The 20,900-nt window shown below is 38.9% G+C and carries 23 protein-coding genes; 4 read left to right on the plus strand and 19 right to left on the minus strand.

The window, feature by feature from the left end:
* Positions 1-5: 5 nt before the first annotated feature.
* The 7 genes from MKX82_RS10215 to MKX82_RS10245 all read right to left on the minus strand — a co-directional run bounded on the left by MKX82_RS10215 (position 6) and on the right by MKX82_RS10245 (position 9,166).
* Entirely contained in the window at positions 6-1,478 is a 1,473-nt protein-coding gene (locus MKX82_RS10215; protein WP_233313815.1) for a sodium:solute symporter family protein, read from the minus strand.
* Entirely contained in the window at positions 1,475-1,669 is a 195-nt protein-coding gene (locus tag MKX82_RS10220; protein WP_233313814.1) for a DUF3311 domain-containing protein, read from the minus strand. Before MKX82_RS10220 ends, MKX82_RS10215 begins: the two co-directional genes overlap by 4 nt.
* On the minus strand, positions 1,662-2,870 hold the full coding sequence (locus tag MKX82_RS10225) for a M20 family metallopeptidase (RefSeq protein WP_341076899.1): 1,209 nt from the start codon (positions 2,868-2,870) through the stop codon (positions 1,662-1,664). Before MKX82_RS10225 ends, MKX82_RS10220 begins: the two co-directional genes overlap by 8 nt.
* Before the next feature lie 15 nt (positions 2,871-2,885).
* Complete coding sequence (locus MKX82_RS10230; protein ID WP_341076901.1) at positions 2,886-4,190, minus strand: Zn-dependent hydrolase; 1,305 nt, start codon at positions 4,188-4,190, stop codon at positions 2,886-2,888.
* A gap of 152 nt (positions 4,191-4,342) precedes the next feature.
* Complete coding sequence (locus tag MKX82_RS10235; protein WP_237941445.1) at positions 4,343-6,112, minus strand: helix-turn-helix domain-containing protein; 1,770 nt, start codon at positions 6,110-6,112, stop codon at positions 4,343-4,345.
* A gap of 142 nt (positions 6,113-6,254) precedes the next feature.
* Positions 6,255-7,904: an alkyl sulfatase dimerization domain-containing protein gene (locus MKX82_RS10240; protein WP_341076904.1), complete on the minus strand. Its 1,650-nt coding sequence runs from the start codon at positions 7,902-7,904 to the stop codon at positions 6,255-6,257.
* Positions 7,905-7,915: 11 nt separating this feature from the next.
* Entirely contained in the window at positions 7,916-9,166 is a 1,251-nt protein-coding gene (locus tag MKX82_RS10245) for an MFS transporter (RefSeq protein WP_341076905.1), read from the minus strand.
* Between the two features lie 172 nt (positions 9,167-9,338).
* On the opposite strand from MKX82_RS10245, the gene MKX82_RS10250 reads away from it, so the two are divergent.
* Positions 9,339-10,244 carry a LysR family transcriptional regulator gene (locus tag MKX82_RS10250; RefSeq protein WP_341076907.1) on the plus strand — a complete coding sequence of 302 codons (906 nt, stop codon included), beginning with the start codon at positions 9,339-9,341 and terminating at the stop codon, positions 10,242-10,244.
* 38 nt (positions 10,245-10,282) lie between these two features.
* Here the strand turns inward: MKX82_RS10250 and MKX82_RS10255 are convergent, their stop codons facing one another.
* The 3 genes from MKX82_RS10255 to MKX82_RS10265 all read right to left on the minus strand — a co-directional run bounded on the left by MKX82_RS10255 (position 10,283) and on the right by MKX82_RS10265 (position 12,727).
* Entirely contained in the window at positions 10,283-10,876 is a 594-nt protein-coding gene (locus MKX82_RS10255; RefSeq protein WP_341076910.1) for a cell wall hydrolase, read from the minus strand.
* A gap of 230 nt (positions 10,877-11,106) precedes the next feature.
* Positions 11,107-11,406 (minus strand): antibiotic biosynthesis monooxygenase family protein, encoded by a 300-nt coding sequence (locus MKX82_RS10260; RefSeq protein WP_233313806.1) that lies wholly within the window; start codon positions 11,404-11,406, stop codon positions 11,107-11,109.
* Positions 11,407-11,575: 169 nt separating this feature from the next.
* The gene (locus MKX82_RS10265) at positions 11,576-12,727 is read right to left on the minus strand and encodes a tetratricopeptide repeat-containing glycosyltransferase (RefSeq protein WP_341079488.1); all 1,152 of its coding nucleotides are present in this window, start codon (positions 12,725-12,727) and stop codon (positions 11,576-11,578) included.
* Between the two features lie 186 nt (positions 12,728-12,913).
* On the opposite strand from MKX82_RS10265, the gene MKX82_RS10270 reads away from it, so the two are divergent.
* A complete protein-coding gene (locus tag MKX82_RS10270; RefSeq protein WP_233313805.1) occupies positions 12,914-13,831 on the plus strand; it encodes an aldo/keto reductase in 918 nt (305 codons plus the stop codon).
* A 36-nt stretch (positions 13,832-13,867) separates the two neighbouring features.
* Here MKX82_RS10270 and MKX82_RS10275 read toward each other — a convergent pair whose 3' ends face one another.
* The 5 genes from MKX82_RS10275 to MKX82_RS10295 all read right to left on the minus strand — a co-directional run bounded on the left by MKX82_RS10275 (position 13,868) and on the right by MKX82_RS10295 (position 17,092).
* Entirely contained in the window at positions 13,868-14,194 is a 327-nt protein-coding gene (locus tag MKX82_RS10275; RefSeq protein ID WP_233313804.1) for a YnfA family protein, read from the minus strand.
* 202 nt (positions 14,195-14,396) lie between these two features.
* Positions 14,397-14,531: a hypothetical protein gene (locus MKX82_RS10280; protein ID WP_267913278.1), complete on the minus strand. Its 135-nt coding sequence runs from the start codon at positions 14,529-14,531 to the stop codon at positions 14,397-14,399.
* A 233-nt stretch (positions 14,532-14,764) separates the two neighbouring features.
* Positions 14,765-15,361, minus strand: a complete 597-nt coding sequence (locus MKX82_RS10285) for a dienelactone hydrolase family protein (protein ID WP_233313803.1) — start codon at positions 15,359-15,361, stop codon at positions 14,765-14,767.
* Positions 15,362-15,376: 15 nt separating this feature from the next.
* A complete protein-coding gene (locus MKX82_RS10290) occupies positions 15,377-16,252 on the minus strand; it encodes a DMT family transporter (protein WP_233313802.1) in 876 nt (291 codons plus the stop codon).
* Between the two features lie 177 nt (positions 16,253-16,429).
* A complete protein-coding gene (locus MKX82_RS10295; RefSeq protein WP_233313801.1) occupies positions 16,430-17,092 on the minus strand; it encodes a DUF4272 domain-containing protein in 663 nt (220 codons plus the stop codon).
* Between the two features lie 186 nt (positions 17,093-17,278).
* On the opposite strand from MKX82_RS10295, the gene MKX82_RS10300 reads away from it, so the two are divergent.
* Together MKX82_RS10300 and MKX82_RS10305 are read left to right on the plus strand one after the other, a co-directional pair.
* Positions 17,279-17,788 (plus strand): CBO0543 family protein, encoded by a 510-nt coding sequence (locus MKX82_RS10300; RefSeq protein ID WP_341076923.1) that lies wholly within the window; start codon positions 17,279-17,281, stop codon positions 17,786-17,788.
* A 91-nt stretch (positions 17,789-17,879) separates the two neighbouring features.
* Positions 17,880-18,104, plus strand: coding sequence for an alpha/beta-type small acid-soluble spore protein (locus MKX82_RS10305; RefSeq protein WP_341076925.1), 225 nt, complete (start codon positions 17,880-17,882; stop codon positions 18,102-18,104).
* 68 nt (positions 18,105-18,172) lie between these two features.
* Here the strand turns inward: MKX82_RS10305 and MKX82_RS10310 are convergent, their stop codons facing one another.
* From MKX82_RS10310 to MKX82_RS10325, 4 genes are all read right to left on the minus strand, one after another.
* Positions 18,173-19,153: a DUF3231 family protein gene (locus MKX82_RS10310; protein WP_341076927.1), complete on the minus strand. Its 981-nt coding sequence runs from the start codon at positions 19,151-19,153 to the stop codon at positions 18,173-18,175.
* Positions 19,154-19,264: 111 nt separating this feature from the next.
* Positions 19,265-19,723 (minus strand): NUDIX domain-containing protein, encoded by a 459-nt coding sequence (locus MKX82_RS10315; RefSeq protein ID WP_341076930.1) that lies wholly within the window; start codon positions 19,721-19,723, stop codon positions 19,265-19,267.
* A gap of 22 nt (positions 19,724-19,745) precedes the next feature.
* A complete protein-coding gene (locus MKX82_RS10320) occupies positions 19,746-20,300 on the minus strand; it encodes a GNAT family N-acetyltransferase (protein WP_341076932.1) in 555 nt (184 codons plus the stop codon).
* A gap of 219 nt (positions 20,301-20,519) precedes the next feature.
* Positions 20,520-20,849, minus strand: a complete 330-nt coding sequence (locus tag MKX82_RS10325; protein ID WP_233313795.1) for a hypothetical protein — start codon at positions 20,847-20,849, stop codon at positions 20,520-20,522.
* Between the last annotated feature and the right edge of the window lie 51 nt (positions 20,850-20,900).

Here is a 20,900-nt window from a genome sequence, read left to right on the forward strand (position 1 = left end):
TGTTATTATGCTTGATTAGATTTCGTTTTTAATACTGCCACTGGTCTTGTTGCCAATGATACAACCGTAAGGACAACTAAGTTAATAATCAAGGCAATAATACCAACGTTGAAGTCCTTAATTGCTTGCGGCAAAAATGGGAACAATGTTCCGACAGTCGTGCCTGAAACCGTCACATAAGTAACCGTGGCAACACCTGCGATAATACCAGCAAACGCTCCTTGTTTCGTAACAAAATTATGTTTCATTAAGCTGAACAATAAGGTCGGAAACAATTGTGTTACAAGGCTGTATCCCATTAACAGCAAAGCAACAAGCGTTCCGCCGCCATTAAATGTAACGATTACGGAAATGAGCGCCACAACAGGTACAAGATAACGGGCCATGCTTGTGACTTGCTTGTCTGTTGCACTTGGTCGTAACACTTTATAAACGTTTTTCGCAAGCAAGGTTGCTGCTGCCATAAGAATCATCGAGCCAGGAACAAGAGCAGTCAAAATACCTGCCGCACCGATAATTCCTACCACCCATGGATCAAATGTCTGGATAGACAAACGAAGCAGTGCTAAATCCGTATCTGCTCCAGTTAAAGTTGGCACTTGCAGAATCGCTGCAAAGCCTACGAAGAATACGAATAAAAGGACTAATTGATATAATGGCATGAAAATAGCATTTTTTCGGAAGGCTTTCTCTCCTTGAGAGGAATAAATGGAACCGAATGTATGCGGCCACATATAAAAGCCTAATGCTGTAAGTAAAACAGTTGTTACAAACCAAGAAGAGCTTTGTCCTGAATCAGGCAATGATAAAAAGCCTGCCTTCGCTGTGTCAATTGCTTCAAACATTGGCTGAATCCCGCCATAATAATGGTGCGGAAGATAAATTCCCAAAAATAAGACCACAACAAGAATAAGAATATCCTTCGCAACAGCAGTCCACGCAGAGCCGTGAATACCTGAGACCATTACATAGACGGTTACAACGATAATGCCGATCCAAATCGCCACAGTTGGTGAAATATGGCCATAAGAAGCCTCTGATACAATAATTCCAAGCCCTTTCAGCTGCAGAACAAAATAAGGAATCATCGCAACAAACCCTACAAGCGAAACAAGAATTCCTAAATACGGGCTGTTGTATTTGCTGACGAAAAAGTCTGATTGAGACACAAGCTTGTTGTCTTTTGCGTAGCGCCAGATTTTCGGCAGCAAAAAGTATGACATAATATAAGCAAGAGCACCGTATGAAATAATATAATAGGTTGGGCCGCCTTTACTATATGCCCAGCCGCTTCCTCCAAGGAAGGTGAAGGTTGTATAAATTTCCCCTGCCATCAGCACGAATACTAAAACGGAACCGAATCCTCTTCCTCCTACAGACCATTGTTCTAAATCCATGTCTTTTCCTTTTTTTGCCCGAATACCTAAAAAGATAGATAGTAGCATCGTAGCAAAAATAATTACTAATGCAGCATTCATTCTGTTTCACCTTCTTTATTTTTTGGATCGATTTTATAGATAATTGCCATAATGACAGATGTCAGAACTGTCCATAATACACACCAAAACAGCAGAAATGGCATTCCTAGTACGTATGGTGTCACTTGATTGAATACATAGGCTCCGCCCAGCATGAAAACGAACGGAATCAGCGCCAATACTTTAATCATTTGCTTCCCTTCCTTCTGCTGCTTCTAACAGCTTTAATGCACTGTAAACAAATAAGTTTACGCCCTTTTCAAGGGAGTCTTCATCGATTTCAAAGCGGGCATGGTGATGAGGAAAGTCAGCCCCTTTTTGCGGGTTTCCGGCACCTATATAGAAGAATGATCCTTCTGCTACTTGCTGGAATGCAGAAAAATCTTCTCCGCCCATATTTGGCTTCATTCTGTCGATCGCATCGTTGCCATACACTTCTAACACTGTTGCCTCTAACACCTCTGTAACGCGGGCATCATTGATGACAGGTCTGTAGCCGAACTCATATTTAAAGTCGTAAGTCGCTCCATGTGCGTCCGTAATACCTTTGATGACTCTTTCCATTAGCTTTGGAACTTCCTTGCGCAAGTCTGGATCAAAGCTGCGAACTGTTCCGCATATCTCAACAGAACCTGGAATTACATTATGCGTTGTGCCTCCAACGAACTTTGTCACAGACAAAACGAGATTATCAAGAGGATCTGTGTTTCGTGAAACGATATGCTGCAGGTTTGTGACCACTTGAGAAGCAATCGCAATCGAATCAACTGTTTGATGAGGAAGAGCAGCATGTCCTCCTTTGCCGTTGACATTAAGATAGAAGGTATCAGGTGATGCCATCATCGGTCCATAAACGATTCCGATTTTGCCAATTTCAAGTGGGGACCACAAATGGGCGCCAATTACTGTATCAACCCCGTCCATTACTCCTGCTTGGACCATTTCCTCTGCTCCACCTGGGAACAATTCTTCTGCATGCTGGAATAACAAACGGATTTCTCCTTCGATATGGCTTTTAAGGGAGGATAATACCTTTGCTGCACCTAAAAGCATGGCTGTATGTCCATCATGACCGCAAGCATGCATCACGCCAGGATTTTGGGAAGCATATTCACTTTCGTTTTCTTCTTGTATCGGAAGTGCATCCATATCAGCGCGAATGGCAATAACTTTGCCAGGTAGAGCTCCTATAATTCGGCCAACTACACTGGTTTTTGTCGGGCGGGTTAGTTCAATATTGCCAAATGATTTTAATTGGTCATATATATATTGAGACGTTTTTTCCTCTTCAAAGCTTAATTCTGGATGTTTGTGAAGATGGCGGCGCCATGTGACAACCTCTTCCTTCACTGCATCTATGCTTGCTTGTATAAAAGATTTTGTTGCTTCCATTATGTATCACTCCTTTTAGTTTTCATCCAGGCTTTCAATCATGTTTTTCAATACATGCACAGATTGAACACAATCACTAAGTGTTGTCCATTCCTCGGGATTATGGCTAATCCCTTTTCTGCTGCGAGCAAAAATCATCGCAGATGGTACATGCCTTCCTAGAACCATCGCATCATGACCAGCACCGCTTGGTAAAAAGTACGGCTTAATGGCCATTTTTTGCAGTGATTGCTCAAGCAGTTCTTTCATGTCATCTTGTACGAGCATCGGTGAAACTTTCAATGTTTGTTCAAACATAGTCTTGATTCCATGGCTTTCGGAAATAGCTGCAGCTTTTTCAATTGTAAGAGCAACAAGCGCATCTACTTTGTCTTCATAAATGTCACGAATATCAACAAACAACTCAACTCTGCCGGGAATAACATTGACTCCATTCGGATGAACATGCAGCTTCCCGACTGTCGCAACCGCGGTGGAGCTTACCATTTTAGGCAAGGCCGGAATTGCCGCAAGAAGTTCACCTGCTGCTACTAACGCATCCTTTCTGTCATCCATCGGAGTGTTTCCTGCATGGCCGGCTTCTCCTGATAAAGTGATTTTCAGCCAGCTTGGACCTGCTATTCCCGAAACAATTCCGACTGGAAGATTCTCTTTTTCGAGCCGTTTTCCTTGCTCAATATGGACCTCCACATATGCTTTGATTTTAGATAAGTCCCGTTTCGCTTGAAAGAATGTATCAAGTGACAAGCCGTTATTTTCAATAACTGTTTGAAAATTGGCTCCCTCGCTGTCAACTAAGCTGAGTTGATTTTCAACATCTATGTCACCAGTCATTGCTCTGCTTCCAGTCAGACCGCCATTAAATCTTGCTCCCTCTTCATCTGAGAAGATAATCACTTCGTATGGATGAGTTGGTTTGTACCCAGTTTCCCGCCATGCTTCCACTACCTCTAACGCCGCAAGAACACCTAACGGCCCATCAAAATGCCCCCCGTTTGGAACACTGTCAACATGGGAACCAGATAGAATTGCTGGAAGCTCCTCGTCATTACCTGCCAATCTGCCGATGATATTGCCAGCTTCGTCTTGTTTGACAGATAAACCTGCCTCTGTCATCCAGTTAGCAACAAGCTGTTTTGCTAACTTTTCCTCTGCAGAGAAACCGATTCGGTAAGAACCGTTTTCGTCTGTCAAACCAATCTTTGATAATTCATACAGCCTTTGCGCTATTCTTTTACCTGATATGCCCCCATGATCAAGTGTGTGATCATAGTCAGATAACAGAAGCTCGTCCAGCCTGCTTGCTGCTGTTGTATCCATGCTGTACCCCCTCATAATATGTATCATTATTTAGAAATTGTAGAATAGTTTGACAATTATTAATATATCTAAAGCAGACAAATTAATCGTAAGCTTTTTGTCTGCTTAAGATAATGCATCTTAAAAAATAGCGAATTTTTACAACTTTTAGACTAGTGTTTGCCGATGCCTTTCTTTAAATAGTCAAACAAATAAATAGCAAGCTGCAGTTCAAACATTTCCTTGCCTTCAAGGTGTATGCCTAAAATCTCTTTCACGTTTTGCAGTCTGTACTTAATCGTATTTAAATGCACAAAGCACTGCTTCGCTGTTAACGTCATATTTTGTTTATTCTCCATATATACCGCTAATGTAGACAACAAGTCAGTTCCATTTGTTTTATCATAATCAATTAGCGGACCAATCGTGCTTTTTACATATTCACGAATCTCTTCTGGCTCCTGTTTAATAAACAAGCGATAGATGCCAAGCGATTTATAGGAAAGCACTAGTAAATCCTTACTGTTCGTTTTAATATAGTCGGAACAAATCTTTGCTTCTCTGTAGGAGCTTTGAATCTCCTTAATTTTTAAGAATAGCCTGCCGATGCCGACATGGAAGTCAAAGGATATACTTTCAACAAGTTTATCCTTTAACCCATTAAAGAATAGGCTAAACAGTTCTGTTATTTCCTCTTCTGTTTTTCGGTCATGAATCATAACTAACACATCATATTCCATGTTCTTTTCCGAAACTAATACTTTGTAGGGCAGCTTTTTGATTTCCCGAAACAATAAGCGATGAAAATGCTGCTTCTTTCGATTTAATTCCTCAAACTCAAGGAGCTGATTAGGAATTTGGATATTAATGCATATATATCGATAGTTGTCAGACAGGCCGACAATGCTTTTTTGCGGTCCGGAAAATGAATCCAGCTTCTGACTTAAAAGCTGATCTAATAAGTACCCCTCATATTTATAATAATCAGAGAGCAATCTTTCCTGGCCGATAATTTCCCGCGCGAAAATATTATTGGCAAGGTCAATAGCAAGCAAGTCTAGTGTATCAAGAGAAGCTCGTTCGACGTTAAAGATTGCCAGAATGCCAATAACAATTCTGGCATCTGTTTTAATGGGAATCAGCTTTATTCTCTCTTCTTTACAATACAAACTCCCCTCATTTTGCACCTCATCATTATAAACAGTCATAATCACGTTTCTTTTAGCCGTCCCCATTGCCTCAGCCTGTGTCGAGGAAGAAGAAATAATCTCAAAAAACTCATTATAAACACAAACCTCTTCTTTAATAAGCTGTGTGAGCGTGCCTGTAATTTCTTCTAGACCTTTTTGGTTGATCGAAGCGGTAGCCAATTCAGCATGAATTTTCTTCGATCGCTCTGTATCAGCAAAAAATTTTGCATTTTCAATCGCAATACTGGCCTGTGCGGCGAATGTTTCGAGCAGGAGAAGATGATGGTTTGTGAAATGCACGTTTTCAGAAAAACTGTCAATCGTCAATACACCAATACATTCCTCTTTAGATAATAGGGGAGCACAAATGGTACTGACAGGATGATAGCGGAATGCGCCAACAGCCTTTTGAAACAGACTTTTATTATCACCTCTAATATTCTCCATCCCTCTCTCTGTTTCTTTTACATGACTGAATATTTGTCCTTTTTTGCTCAAGAATGTTTTGCCTGTCATGCCTTCCCCGGGATGAAGTTTAATTTCCTGCAAGTATGCTAGTTCAACTCCGACACCATTTTTGGCTATAAGCCTGCCTGTCCGTTTATCATATACAAACAGCAATATAGCATCTGCACCATCTATTACATTTAACGTTTCTTTAATCAGCTGCTGGAGCACCTTGTCCAAATCTAATGTAGATGTTAAGACTTGCGCAGCATTTATTAAGCTCAGTAATTGTTTGTCTTTATTCATGTTGATGTATCCTCCAACCATAGCGCTAACTTTGTAAAGCACTAGTTCCTTCTATTATTTTAGAATACATATAGGTTTTCTTACAATATGCTGTTAAAGTAAAAACCGCCTTTTATCTGCCAAGACGGTTTTTACAAACTAATTATTTTTGAAAGAAGCCAACAAACTGACTAAAGGATACTGCATCCCCAGTAAGCTGAAAACCTGCATTATTTGCCGCATCATTTGGATTTAGAATACCTAATATAATCTCCTTCCAAATAGATAAACTTGTTGCTACCGTTATATCCGGGTTTGTTAAACATCCTTCCTGAATATCGATAATGCCATTGCGGATGACTAAAATATGCTGCTTCTGATCGTCTGTAATGGTAAGGCTTAGGGAAAGCGCTCGATGCTCGCATTTTTCAGGCTGTAGAAGAATCGTCATTTGCTGAAAGAACGCGCGAATGGGCATTTTTTCAGCATAAGCATAAGCGGAGTGGTTGCTTCGATTGTTTAAAAATGGCACACCGTTTTGCAGCTCTTTCGCTTGAGATAGATAATAAGAGCGATTATTCGAGTTATAAGATCTTAGTCCAAGCTCTGTTAACGCACGAATCTTAACTTGCAACGCTTGATCATTTTCAGGCAATAAAGACAGCAGCATGTCCGCTAATTGTGCTGCCCACTGAAATTCACCATTTTCAACAGCATTTGTTGCTTCCTTCAGCAGCCTGTTATTTCCTCCGGCAAGATCCGCCATTTTTTGGGCAAAAGCACGGGAACTTAATTGTTCCAAATTAGAAGCATTGCCGTCAAACCATCCTAAATAACCGCTGTAAATCGCGCGAACGGATTGGGATATGCTGCCATACAGCTCACGCAGTTCTTCGTATGAAGCTAGAGATTCTGGCAAAGAAATTTCCTCCACTAATTCATCAACCGTTTTTCCTGCATTCATCCCGCGTACCGTGCTGTCATGTATATATTGAATTCCATCTCGGTAAATCGTTAATAATTCAGCGATTTTTTCTTTGCCATATACAGGTTCAGTATGACCAAGCACTAAGTATTCGGCTTGCAGTGCGCGCATTTTATCGAGAGAGTATACCCATTGCAGTACTGGCCGTGGGCTTGTTCCTCTGATCGTATAAAGATTCGGAAAAGCTGGATAGTAGTTATCCGCACCAAGTAATACCTTTTCCTCTGGTAGCCAAATAAAGATTTGGTCTTCTGTTTCACCAGGAGCGGAAACTAGCTGCATAACGGTGGAGCCAAACTGCAATTTCACCGCATCTTCAAACACTGTGGTTGGCACCATTATTTTTTTTGTGCCGCTTAGTTTTAAAGCAGGTCCTAAACCACTGTATGGATAATGCTCCGGCTGAAGAAAAACGCCAAATTGTCTTGCCCCCCTTATTTCAAGTATACTATTTAACTGGTTATACTGTGTTTGAATAAAATCGAGCGTAAGCTTGTTGGCATAAATTTCTGTTTTATCGTCTGCAAAAACGGAAGCTCCGTTAATATGATCAGGATGACCATGTGTATAAATAACAGCTATGGTTGGCAATGGCGATATTTTATCAAACTCTTTTTTTACTTCAGCAGCCGTTTCTATTCCTTCGGTTGTATCAACAATAATATTTCCTGCATCTGTTACAATTAAAGTCGAATTCGCCAGTCCATATCCAACTGCGCAATAAATATTTTCAGTAACCTTTTCCACTCTTTTCGTAAACCGTTTTGTATGTTCCTGCAAATACATTAATGCTAGTTCTTTCTCATCCTTGCTTACACTATATTTCATCTTATTTCCTCCTATTTTAAATGAATTCCCATATTTTGTTGACCTGGGATTATTTCTTTCTGAGCCGGCCTTGCAAACAATGCAAACAGGACTGCACTAATTATCAGCAGGATTGCCATCGCCTGTATATTTCCGGTAAATCCGGTAAGCGAATCACCAGATGCATCAATCACTTTGCCAAAAATTATTGGCGCAATAATACCTGAGGTTGTCGCTAACCCCATCATAATACCTGACATCAGCCCTTTTCTCTCAGGCATCAAGCTGTTTACAACTTGCGGACCGAGTGTGAAAATAAGCATAATCAGCCCGTTTTCTAAAATTAAAATAAGCGTCATAAGTGCTACAGACTCTGTTATGGTAAAAAAGAAAAATACTATCCCCGCTAACGCTGCACAAATGGATGTAAATAAAACACGGGACAGCCATATATTTTTGCTTCTTTTGAAGATAAAGTCAGAATAAGCGGAGAGTCCGACAGACAAAATTGCTCCTGTCACACCAGCGGTCGCTTTCATATAGCCCATTACACTTGGTGAGATTCCCTTTACTTCGGTTATGTAAGTTGGACTAAAGACAAGACTGAAGGTAATAACACTATAACCAATAAAGGCAATCATTGTTGTAAATACAAAGGTGGGTGAAAAAATGGTCTTCCTTACATCAGTCCAGACTATTTTGGTTTTTGCAGAAGTTTGTTCTACAGTGTGAGGAGCCTGGAGTCGTCCTAGCCATAACCAGATAAAAACAAACAGCAGGCTCACACCACCTAAAAATAAAAACGTCATTTTCCAGCCTGTTTGAGTGATAAGCCAGATTAAAATCGGAACAGAGACAGCTTTTCCGACTGTATTTCCTAAATTTAGAATCGAAATAGCAAACCCTCTTGATTCTGGGGCAAACCATTTGCTGAGATGGCTGACAGCTGTTGCAAAAAACGGACCTTCACCAGCACCTAGTAACACACGAGTCATAATTAAAAACGGTAATCCTGCGGCAAACACTGTGACGGACTGGGCTATAGTCCAAATGATTGCCATAATCAGCAGCATCTTTTCTGTCCCAAACCGATCAGACAGAGCCGCTCCGACAATACCAGCGACAGAAAACAGCCAAAAGAATGAACTGCCCACAATGCCCCACTGCTCATAATTGAGCTGCAAATCATTCATGATAGGAACGGCTGATAAGCCAATCACTGTTTTGTCTGCGAAATTAATGACAGCCAGTAAAAACACAGCCCCTAAAATCAACCAACGCATAACTCCTTCCTCCTTTGAAGCATAATCGACAGCAATTTATGGAATCTCCCTTCTACCAATTCCGAGTAAACCATTAAGAAAAGATTGAATAAATTATATAATGTAGTTTATGATTAATAAAATTAAACTTTTTGAAGGTAAGGTAAGGAAAACTTATAGAAGGTGGGAGTCTATGAAGATTGAACAGCTTGAATATGTACTCGAAGTTGCAAAATCAGGAGCAATTTCCAAAGCATCAGAAAACCTGCATGTCACACAATCAGCTGTGAGCCAATCAATCACTGCTCTTGAAAAAGAACTGGGTGTTGTTTTGTTTCACCGTGCCAGAACAGGAACATTGCCTACCATACAAGGCAAAAAAGTAATTCAAAAGGCAGTGGAAATTTTATTAAAAGTAGAGGAATTACGCGAAGAAATAAAAGAGGACTCAAAAGATGTTCAAGGGAAGCTAACATTTGCTTCCATCCCAATCTATATGCCCTATTTACTGGAGCCGCTCGCAGCCTTTAAAGCGGATTATCCAAATGTAGAGATTGAGATTATGGAGCAGGAAACACATGAAATAATCAACGATATTACCCGTTTTGAACTGGACATTGGACTGATAACACTACATGATGGTCTAAAGGATAAAATGGAAAATCTTGATTTTCAGCTTCTAAATAAAGGGGAAATGAAGGTATTCGCACATAAAGATTCGGCCATTTCTGTTAATGATAGCATTGAGCCACAAGCACTCATTAATGAAACGATTGTTATGTATGACGGAGATTATGTAAAATGGTTTGTTCAAAACTTTATTGCTGAATTTGGAAGCTTACAAATATTGTTTACATCGAATAATACGGATGTCATTAAAAAGGCAGTCATTCAAAACATGGCTATCACCTTCTCACCAGAGCTTTACAAGGAAGGAGATACTCTCCTTGTTAATCAAAACGCTATAAAAAAAATGAACATTCTGAATCACCAGCCTGTACATATCGCTTTTGGTTTTGTATATCCTAAGAAGAAGACTCCATCATTGCTTGCTAGAAAATTCATGAAATATATAGAATCAGCAATGTCTCCTAACTAAAAAAACACCACTCCAAAATGGAGTGATGCAGGATTCAATTATTTTGCAAACGTATGGTTACCAATTTTGATTGTCACTTGACGTGAGAAAATCCAATCACTTGTAGATGTTTTTGGGTTATAGAAATACAGAGAGCCTTGTCCGTAGCCTCTTGAAGCAATTGCTTCTGTTACTGCCTTTTTCGACTCTGCATCTGCAGACTCATTTATTGCTCCATTTTGCACAGGAGTGAAGGCATAATAGCCATTGTCTTTTTGGTAGATTACATCTTTAATTGTATCAGGGAAATCTTTGTTATCCAATCTGTTTAAAATAACCGTTGCCACAGCGACTTTCCCTGCATATGGCTCACCTTTAGCTTCTGCAGATACAAGACGTGCCATTAGATCTTTATCAGCTGCTGAGATAGTAGAGTTAGGAATAGTCAGCGATTGACCAGGAATAAGCATGTTGCTTGTAGCATCGTTTGCGCTTTTTATGCTGTTTGCTGAAACACCAAATTTATTTGCAAGAATCCAATAAGTTTCGCCACTTTGGACAACATGATTGGTGGCGGCTTTAGACTGCGTATTAAACCCAAATAAGGAAAGGGCTACTGTTGAAACAATAAGTAGTTTCTTTAAGTTTTTCATAGATTGTTAACCTCCTAGAATCATTCTTTAATACTCTAGTAGGTTAACAGATGTAATATATATATTCATGTGCCAAAATATTACACATGAAAAGAAAAATGCTCGATATCTTGCTGGATAAGTGGTCCGCTCTTTTAAAAAGGAAGGCATTACCAGAAATAATAGCTTCTCTTTCTCTTCTAAGCTCTTTTATTACACTATTATTTCGAAATTGTTGCATCGTTTATTCGTTATTTGCTTATATAAACAGATTTAAAATGCTCTACCGTTGGAAAAGGATCATAATAATGGTGAAGCAGCTTTTTCCAGTTCTCATACTCTGCTGATTGCCTAAACCCGATTGTGTGATCTTCAAGCGTCTGCCACCTGACCAACAGCAAGTATTTGCCCACATCTTCCATACAGCGCTGCAATTCATGCTCTATATAGCCTTTTTTGCTTGCAATAATGCTCGATGCTTCAGCAAATGCTTGTTCAAACTCCGACTCCATTCCTTCTTTCACGTTAAGCATAGCTGCTTCCAATATCATTCTTACTGCCCCCAAATTTATTTTAAGTAATTGTGTACTATTCTCTGTGCCTTTCAAGAATCCCTGCACTGATGAGGGGGAAAATATTAAAAGGAAGAGACCCTGTTTTGATATGGTTATAAAAAAGCAGATTTAATAGAAAAAAACACTGAAGTAATATTCAGTGCTTTTAGTGATAATACTGGCTAGTCTGCTCAAGCCATGGATGTAAATGTCTTGGCAATTCTTCCTTCCTTGCTAGCAAGCGTTCAAGTGCTTGTTTACCAGACAGTTTGTTTTTTTCTATATAGAAGCCTGCAATGGCCAGTTCACAGTCAAATCTATAATCATGAACCGTATAATCGACAAACAGCAGATCGTTTGCTGGGAACGGAATTGATTTCCCTTCTGCTGCAAATAAATAGGCAAGCTGATAATTTTTTAATTCTCGATGAATCCGAGCGAGGTGATAAATGGCTTCACCTCTTGATGGTCTATACATCCATGCTTGCTGCAATCGAAATAAAGATAATGCCAGCAATTCTTCCCGCTTAAGATTTACAGAGGAGCGGTTCGCGAGTTGTTCATAAGCAAGACCAATTTTCAGCATGCTGTAATACACTTCCTCCTGCCAGCCGCCTTCTGCTATTCGCTTTTTATACCATTCAATTGCGTTGGAGTAATCCTGCAAATCATAATAAGTTTGTGCTAAATAGAACATATATCTTTGCCAAAGCGGCTTTTGGTTCTCGTCTTGTACAGCCTCTTCGAGCAATCTTTTGTCTCTTTCAAACTTATCTTGTTTGCTTCCGCCATCTTCCTTATCAAGAATGAAAATATTCTCAAGCTTTCCAACAGTTCCTGTGGCAGGAGATTCTTTCAGCTCCCAGTACTCATGTGTCACACCGACGCATTCCCATGAACGTTTTGCATGGATAAGCCGCGTGTTCCAATACTTTAAATCTTGGTTCATCTGCATGATTAAATATTGGTCACTTTTTAAGTTATTTACATGAAATGCAAGGGAATTCTGCAGGATCATATCTGCATCCAATAATAAAAGATAATCAGAGTCTGGATAGGCAACTTGTGCCAGATTCACAGACAGTGTTCGGTTATATCCGAAGTTTTGAAATGGAGTATGATGAATCGTACATTCTTTGCCATTATCTTTTGCCCAGTTTTTGATAATTTTAACCGTGTCGTCTGTCGAACCTGTATCACAGATGGAGAGAGAATCAATAATCGCTTCAGCTGAATCTAGGCATCTTGTGATTATTTTAGACTCATTTTTAACAATCATACAAAGTGTAATGCTTTTCGTGAATGCTTCCAATCCCATTTCCTCCTTCAAAGTATCCGCTCCTTTGTCGCTTATATTAAAATATGAACGTTACCTTTTTTCGGAAGTGCTATTATCCTAGCTGTGCTCTAAAGTTGACGGTGAAATCGCTCTCATTTATAATTCAACTTAGGCTCATGGGACATTCTGTAATGTACGTGAACTAACCATAAAGGGGGAAAAATCATGAGAACAATGAAGCTTGGATCAAGCAATTTAGAGGTGCCAGTTGTCTCTGTCGGCTGTATGCGCATCAATTCGCTTGAAGCAAAAGAAGCGGAGCATTTTATTCAAACTGCATTAGAGCAAGGAGCTAATTTTTTTGATCATGCAGATATATATGGCGGCGGAAGCTGTGAGGAGATTTTCGCTGACGCTATACATATGAGTCCTACTGTTCGAGAAAATATTATTTTGCAATCCAAATGCGGAATTCGCAAGGGAATGTTTGATTTTTCCAAAGACCATATCCTCCAATCTGTTGATGGCATCTTACAACGATTAAACACAGAATATCTTGATATTCTTCTTTTACATCGTCCTGATACACTTGTTGAACCAGAAGAAGTAGCAGAAGCTTTTGATATCCTGGAAAGCTCAGGAAAAGTCCGTCATTTTGGTGTATCCAATCAAAATCCAATGCAAATTCAACTATTGCAAAAGTATGTAAAACAACCGATTGTTGCGAATCAGCTTCAATTAAGCATCACAAATTCGACCATGATTTCGAGCGGTTTTAACGTCAATATGGAAAACGAATCGGCCATTAACAGAGACGGCGGAATTCTCGATTTTTGCCGTCTTCATGATATTACTATTCAGCCTTGGTCACCATTCCAATATGGATTTTTTGAAGGCGTATTTTTGGACAATGAAAAATTCCCGGAATTAAATCAAAAAATTAATGAAATTGCAAAAAAATACAATGTCAGCAATACTACTATTGCAATTGCATGGCTGTTACGTCATCCAGCGAAAATGCAGCCAGTGATTGGAACAATGAATCAATCAAGATTGCAGGACTGTATAAAAGCGAGCGATATCACTTTAACTCGTGAAGAATGGTATGAAATTTTCCGCGCAGCAGGAAACATACTTCCATAAATAAAAAATGCAGCTTCCAATCGGAAGCTGCATTTTTTAGGAACGTGGTGCAAACAAAATGATACCAGCACCTAGCAGACAGATACCGGCACCAATCCAATCATAAAAATCGGGTGTTTTTTTATCGACACCCCATCCCCAGAGCACAGACAGAATAATAAACACTCCGCCGTAAGCCGCATAAACCTTGCCGAAGGACGGAAATGTTTGAAAGGTGGCAATAACGCCGTAAAGTATAAGTGCTATCGCTCCAATCAAGCCGAAGGAAAGGGGCTTGCCTTCCCTTAACCATAGCCAAATGAGATAGCCGCCGCCAATTTCTGCCAAGCCTGCAATAATAAACATCAGCATGGAATAGAACATAAATGAATAACTCCTAATAAATAATGGTACTTACTCCTTGCCAAATCGTACCATAGCTGCTGCAAAACCTCTATAAAAAACCATAATTTTATGTAATAAGAGACAGATTAATTAACTATCTTATAAACACCATCTTTTTTATATTCCGTGCAAATAAATCAAAAACCACATCCCAGTCGGAATGCAGCAGCAGCGATACAAGTTATTCGGGATTAGAATTCTCCTCTTCGTTGGAGTCTGCAAGAATTTTTTTAATTTCTCCAATATCACCTTTAGCATTGATAATTTCAAAAATTTGATTCAATCCTTCGCTCGTTGTATCCTCGTTTTTACTCATATTCACCCTCCTTTTTACCGATATTGTTCGCTTGCAGCCACCAATTTATGTAATCATAATATTATTTTAATATATTACGTTAAAAAACCTTAAAAGAAACGTTAGTCCCCGTTCTTTTAAGGCAAAAACACAATAGTGATAACAATAGTTCAAGGCATTGTTCTTATGTTATCTATATTTATATCGTCTAAAATGAAGTTTTTTTCACTAGGAAAAATTATCCTTATACAATTTTAGTTAGAACGAAAAAAGGCAAGCATATGACTCCAAGCAGTTTTCGCACTATCTATATTGAAACTTTTAGAAAACGGATCACAAAAACCGTGCTTTCCAGCCAACTTAACCTGCTTTACTTCTTTTTTTACTAAAATATCCATCAAGCTAGTAACATCAAACGACTGTTCTTCTTCCGGAAAAACAAGCAAAACAGGACATTTAGGCACAAGTTCTGTATAGTCTCTAATTCTCGATCCATAAAGGCACACCGCTCCATCAATGTCTGCAGTGCTCGAGGAGGCTAACCATGCAGCCGTCGCACCAACACTAAAGCCGACGATAAAAATCTGCTTATATTCCCTTCTATTTTCTGAAGCAAGTTTACATAAACTTGCTCTACTATCTAAAAAGCTGCAGTTAGTATGGAAATGGTGATATGCTTCCTTTTCCTCCGAATAAGAAAAAGCTAGCGGTTCTTTCAACAGATTAGGACATACGACATCAAATCCTGCTTGTGCTACCTGCTCACAAAACGATTTTATATGCTCATTTATTCCATAAATCTCATGTGCAACTATGATTAGATTAGGTTGATTTTGGATGATTTTTATCATTTGGTTCTCCTCGGATTATTCCACTAAACTTTTGAGTCTGCGTTTTTTATAGTCTGTAATACCAATAAGAATGATGGAAGCTAAAAGAATGACCGCTCCTAATATATTTAGTGAAGTTAAAGGAACAGGAAAGAATGGATAAGAAACGATTGCGAGAATAACTGGACTGGCAGCTCTCATGATGTTTGCAATGGAAAAACGGATTCGCTTCAATGCCTCATATAAAAACAAGGTTCCTAAAAACCCTGTCATCAGAGAAGCGGCAGCGGTAAGAGAAACACTTTGAGCAGACACTTGCCAGCTTACAGGAAAAATCAGCAGATAGAGTGCAAGAAGAAAAAATGTCCACAGGCTGTTTGTAAACAGAATCGAGTTAGAATTCCTGCCTTTCTCCATTCGCCATTTTATAAGGACATTGCATAAAGCAAAGAAGAACGTGTACAGGAGAGCGCAAATGACTCCTGCAACTGACAGACTTCCGCTGTCTTTAGGTGTAATAAACAGGAAGGTTCCGGCAACAGCAAGGAGAACGAGCATCCATTCTGTTTTTGAGATTTTTTCTCTTAACAAAACAAATGAAAGCAAAACAGCAAATACTGTGTAAAATCGGCCCAGAAAACCGACTTGTACAGGTGAAAGCAAACTTAAGCTCACATACATAAATAAGACACCGAGCACATTGCAGACAGACAACAAGGTCATATCTTTTGAAACATAAAACTTAACTGGTTCTTTACGAAGCATTCCCCAAATAAAACTCGCAATTACAATTGTGCATGCATTAATAAATGCAGCAGCACTGGCTGAAATGGTTTGCAAGCCAAACTTTGCAATTAAAGGCCCAACCCCCATCATTAATATAGAAGCTATATTATAACCATATCCTTTCACACATTTTTTCCTCCTCTGCTAAAAATAGACGGGCTGTTTACGTACAAGTCCTTTAAAAAATAGTATTCAATTAAGAAAAAAACGTTCGAGAAAACGCTATCATTTATACCTATTCTAACGCCTTAAGTCTCAGGAGTAGCAGCGGAAAAATCCAGCTGTCATTTAGACAGCTGGATTTTATGTATCTGTGCTTATCTCATCCCATGTTTGATCCATGTAATGAACAAGCCAGTTTAAGGCATAATGCCTTTCATAAACAACTCCCTCATCAAAGACAGCAGGAATTTCGGTTCCGTTTAGCTGTGCATCACGGACTGCCCAATGAGCACGATAAATAAAATCAAGCTCATCCAATATCATGCTCTTTGGTTTAAGTTCGGCCTTATGAAGAAGCTCTGTCCGCGAGCTTTCCAGGATCATTTCCAACAACAGATCTACATCACATGTTTGATCAGGCATTCCTAATTCAGGAACGAGATCAATGGACCACATCAAAATCCAAATACATTCAAGCTTCCAAGAAAAATTAATTTTAGCTTGCTCTGGCAAGATCGCTGCCATCATAAACTGACGTTCTTCGTTTGTAAACAAAGCAGCAGCCTGAAATTCTTCCGTTGTTTCCTCCAAAAAATCATCAGGTGCTCCCAGTGCCTTAGCAGCGGCTATAGTCAAAGGAATTATGCGGTCTACAATCTCTTCTTTAGTACGAACTTCTGTATATTGCTCTGCCTCGACATAGGGCAGGTGCTTATTAACAGGCACAGATAATCTTTGCAATTGCTCTTCTGATTTTCTTTTGCGGAGCATATGGCTGGTCATCATCCACCAACTTTCTTTCATCAAAAAATTTATTCTATGTACATTACGTACCCAATAAATAATTCGACAGTAACATACCATTTCCTTTTTTTACTTGAATCAAATATAGATAACTGACTTATGAATAATTAGTGCTGATTAATGAAAATATATTCAAGTAGATAAAAGATTAAGACCTGATTTTTTATAGGTGATGGGAGTTTTCATATGCATCTTCTGCTATCCATTATTCTTATATCAATCTGCTTTTTCAGAAAAGATTGGAAGAAAATCCACCACTATCATCTTACCATCCTGTATGTTATCATCTGTGACTTATTATATAATCTACTTTGCGCAGACAAGCTCCTATGGAAATACAATCCTGATTTCTTTCATGATTATCCTGTTCTTGTTGACATCTTGCACAGTTTTATAAATCTGCCGTCCATAACGCTTTTATTCTTGGCTAATTACCCTAATAAAAGAGGATACTTCAGACAAATTAAATATATTTTACAATGGATTGCTGGTTCATTAGTAATTGAATCACTTTTTCTATATTTTAATCGTATTGAATTAATAAACGGCTATAAGGCGTGGATGGAAATACTTTTTTACACGGTTATGTATGTAATGCTTCGTCTCCATCATCTACGGCCGTTGGTGAGCTATCTTCTCTCAGCTGTTATTATTATCTTTTTGTTATTGTTTTTTAAGATTCCTTTAACATCATAAAAACAGTCTTTATAGCTAATATTCTTCCAGAATTTATTATACATGCTTCCTTCAAAAACCGTACATGATATAGTCAAGGAGGTGAATCACAATGGCAAATCGCAGTAATGGTAATAGCAGCAACAATCTTCTTGTACCTGGTGCTGAGTCCGCACTAGAACAAATGAAGTATGAGATTGCACAAGAGTTTGGTGTTCAACTTGGCGCTGAAACAGTAGCTCGTGCCAATGGTTCTGTTGGTGGAGAAATTACAAAACGTCTTGTTGCAACAGCTCAATCACAATTGGCTGGTCAAACTGGCAACGTAATTCGCTAACAACTTCATATAATGGAATAAGGCTATCTTCTAATATGGAAGATAGCCTTTTTTTATATTCAACTTTATTAAAGCTCCATTTTAGGAGGTTCTTCCATCCATCCTTTTTCCATCATCAGTTTGGCACCCTCCATCGTATACTCAAATGCATCCTTTGCAAAGATTGCAGACTTGGCAATAACGTCATTTCGCAGGATAAATGCAGAGCTGAAACCTTGCCCGCCAATGCTGAACCCGCCTAATAAATATGTACAATATAGCATCAGTCTTTCAGAAAACGGTGCTTCTGTTGAAGAAGTTAGTAGCCCGCCAGGTAATGTTGGAGAAGGGATATTGTTTTCCACTAATATTTTTTCTGTTCCTTGCAGAATTTCTTCTGATAGCTGCTGACCTTTAGTAAAATATTGTTTTGCTTCTTTATCTGTAGAACATTGAGCAAATGCTTTCATCAGCTGCATACCAAACAGATTTGTTTCAACAGAATGATGCAGCAGTCCATACTCCACTGTGTTTAACTGTCTTTTTTGGCCGAGAAGATTCGTTCCTTTCATATAGGACGTATCACTGATGAAATCAACGGAATTTGGCATTTTAATTGTAGTTGGCAGCTGCAAAAACTCCTTGGCCAGCAAGTAATCAGTGAAATGCCGGTAATACATATGCGTTAATTCCGTCAACTCTCTGTAAAAGTTGATTATTTCATCTCGATAGGAAATGGTTGTATGAAGAACATACATCCCCATGCTAATCTCCTTTAATATCCGGCAAAACATTACATCAAAACCATTCGTGAAAAGAGCAGGTGCATGTTCATTGATATCTTCTTTAGTAAAGCCGCTTGGTAGAGCAGCACCGCCGTCTTTAATCATGATTTCCATTTCTTCTACTTTCTTTTCCAGCTTTTCGTATAACCCGGACATCAAGCTTTTCGCCTTATTGTCTTCAGCATGCTGGATAAGATGCTCTAAAACCCGTAAAATCATTGTTTTCTTATGGTAGGTTGTCCATAATGCTCCAAGTTCGACAGAGGTCAATATATCATTTTTCATCTGTTTTATGCTCCTTCAAAACACTTGAGAAATTTAGTTCGGTAGCATTAGTATTTGCTGGGAAACCAATTCTATACCATAATATTCATATATAACCAGAAAATATTTAATCTAAAAGCAGCTTTTATTTCCATTCGTTTTAAAACCATTTCCAAACTTTTTAACAGCCCACACATGATGGGCATGATGCAGATATTTCTCACAATCTTCGATATCAAGCCATTTAGTAGTATAATCCTGTTCAAGTGGTTTTTTCTTTTGTGCAGTCAGAGCAGCATAATAAAAGTGCCCGTCATTATGGATAGGAGCACCACTTGGAGAAAGAAAATACAAATCAGCACGTCCGATGTATTGAGCATTTGCTATTGTAAAGCCAGTTTCCTCCAGCAGCTCTCTTTCTAAACACTGCAGATTCGTTTCACCCTCTCTTGTTCCCCCACCAGGCAGGAAATAATGACCGCGAGGATTTATAACTGTAAGCAAGCTTCCATCTTTAATTATGACTGCATATACAGCTTTACGGTACCGATACTTTAATGTTGAGTTGCGAGCACCAAATATTACTCCCATTTAACATCACTCCTTATATCATTTAACTTTCTATATTGTGATGTCTGCCCATGACAATTGTGCTGTAAAAACGTCCATCAGCTAATCGTTTATCATTCTTTAATATTCCTTCTACTTCAAAGCCGTGCTTCGTATACATGCTGATCGCTTTCTGATTTGTCTCAAGTACAGACAATGATAGCTTTTTTAATGGGATGCTATCAGCCCACTCGATTGTGCTCTTCAATAAAAGTGTGCCAATTCCGTAACCCCAAAATTCCTTTAACACACAGATCCCAAAATCAGCACGATGGGTTGTTCTTTTAAGCGCGCCGCCCTCGCATCTTGAAAAACCGACAAGCCTACCAGCCGTCTCAGCAACCAAAAACAAGCTGTTATTCGCAATAGTATCCTCATTTATCACTTTCTTAAATGCTGCTTCATCCAAAAAGGCCTCTCCCTTTTCTCTATCCATATTTTCCGTTTCTCCGTCAATCTGCAGCCGCAAATTTGATAAGCTTGCTGCATCCTTTTCTTCTGCTGTTCTAATCGAAAAAGCTAGATTATTTCGTTCATATTGCTTTTCAGCTAGTTTCATTTGTACAAACACCCCTCTATAAAAATAGGAACATGAAAAAAAGGCTCCTGAAGTCTGAGCCTACGTTAATAATTTTTAGTTTTTAGTTGAGTTTACTACCCTGTTACCATTTATAATGAGATTGTATTCCAATTTTACCAATCCGAGAAACGCAGTACAATTATATTTTCTAAAAATTGTAAAGTTCAGCATAGAAAAAAGCTCCCGCATTCGGAAGCTTTACTCATTTTTTTCCTTTATTTGTTCACGAATCTGCTCCAATTCCTTCAATGATAGCTTATTGAGGGACTTTTTGATTTCTTCTTCCACGACTTTTCTGTTGCTTTCCTTATATTCATCCCACCACTCTTTTAAGCCTTTTGTATTATCAAGTAAATAAGACACATCGATTTCTTCTACTTCATCATCGGAGATGTAGGTCATCACTGCCGCTAGTAATCGATTAAGCTCCGCTATTTTATCCTTATGCTCCTCTTTATGCAGTGCTACTACTTTCGATTCTGTTTCAGCCGCTGCGTCTTCCTTGTCAGCTTCATGTTTCTTCGGCATCGTAAAGCCCCCTTGAATCATTTTGCCGTTAGTATAGCCAACTTTAAAAAA

Source organism: Niallia sp. FSL R7-0271 (genome assembly GCF_038005785.1).
Taxonomy (GTDB): Bacteria; Bacillota; Bacilli; order Bacillales; family Cytobacillaceae; genus Niallia.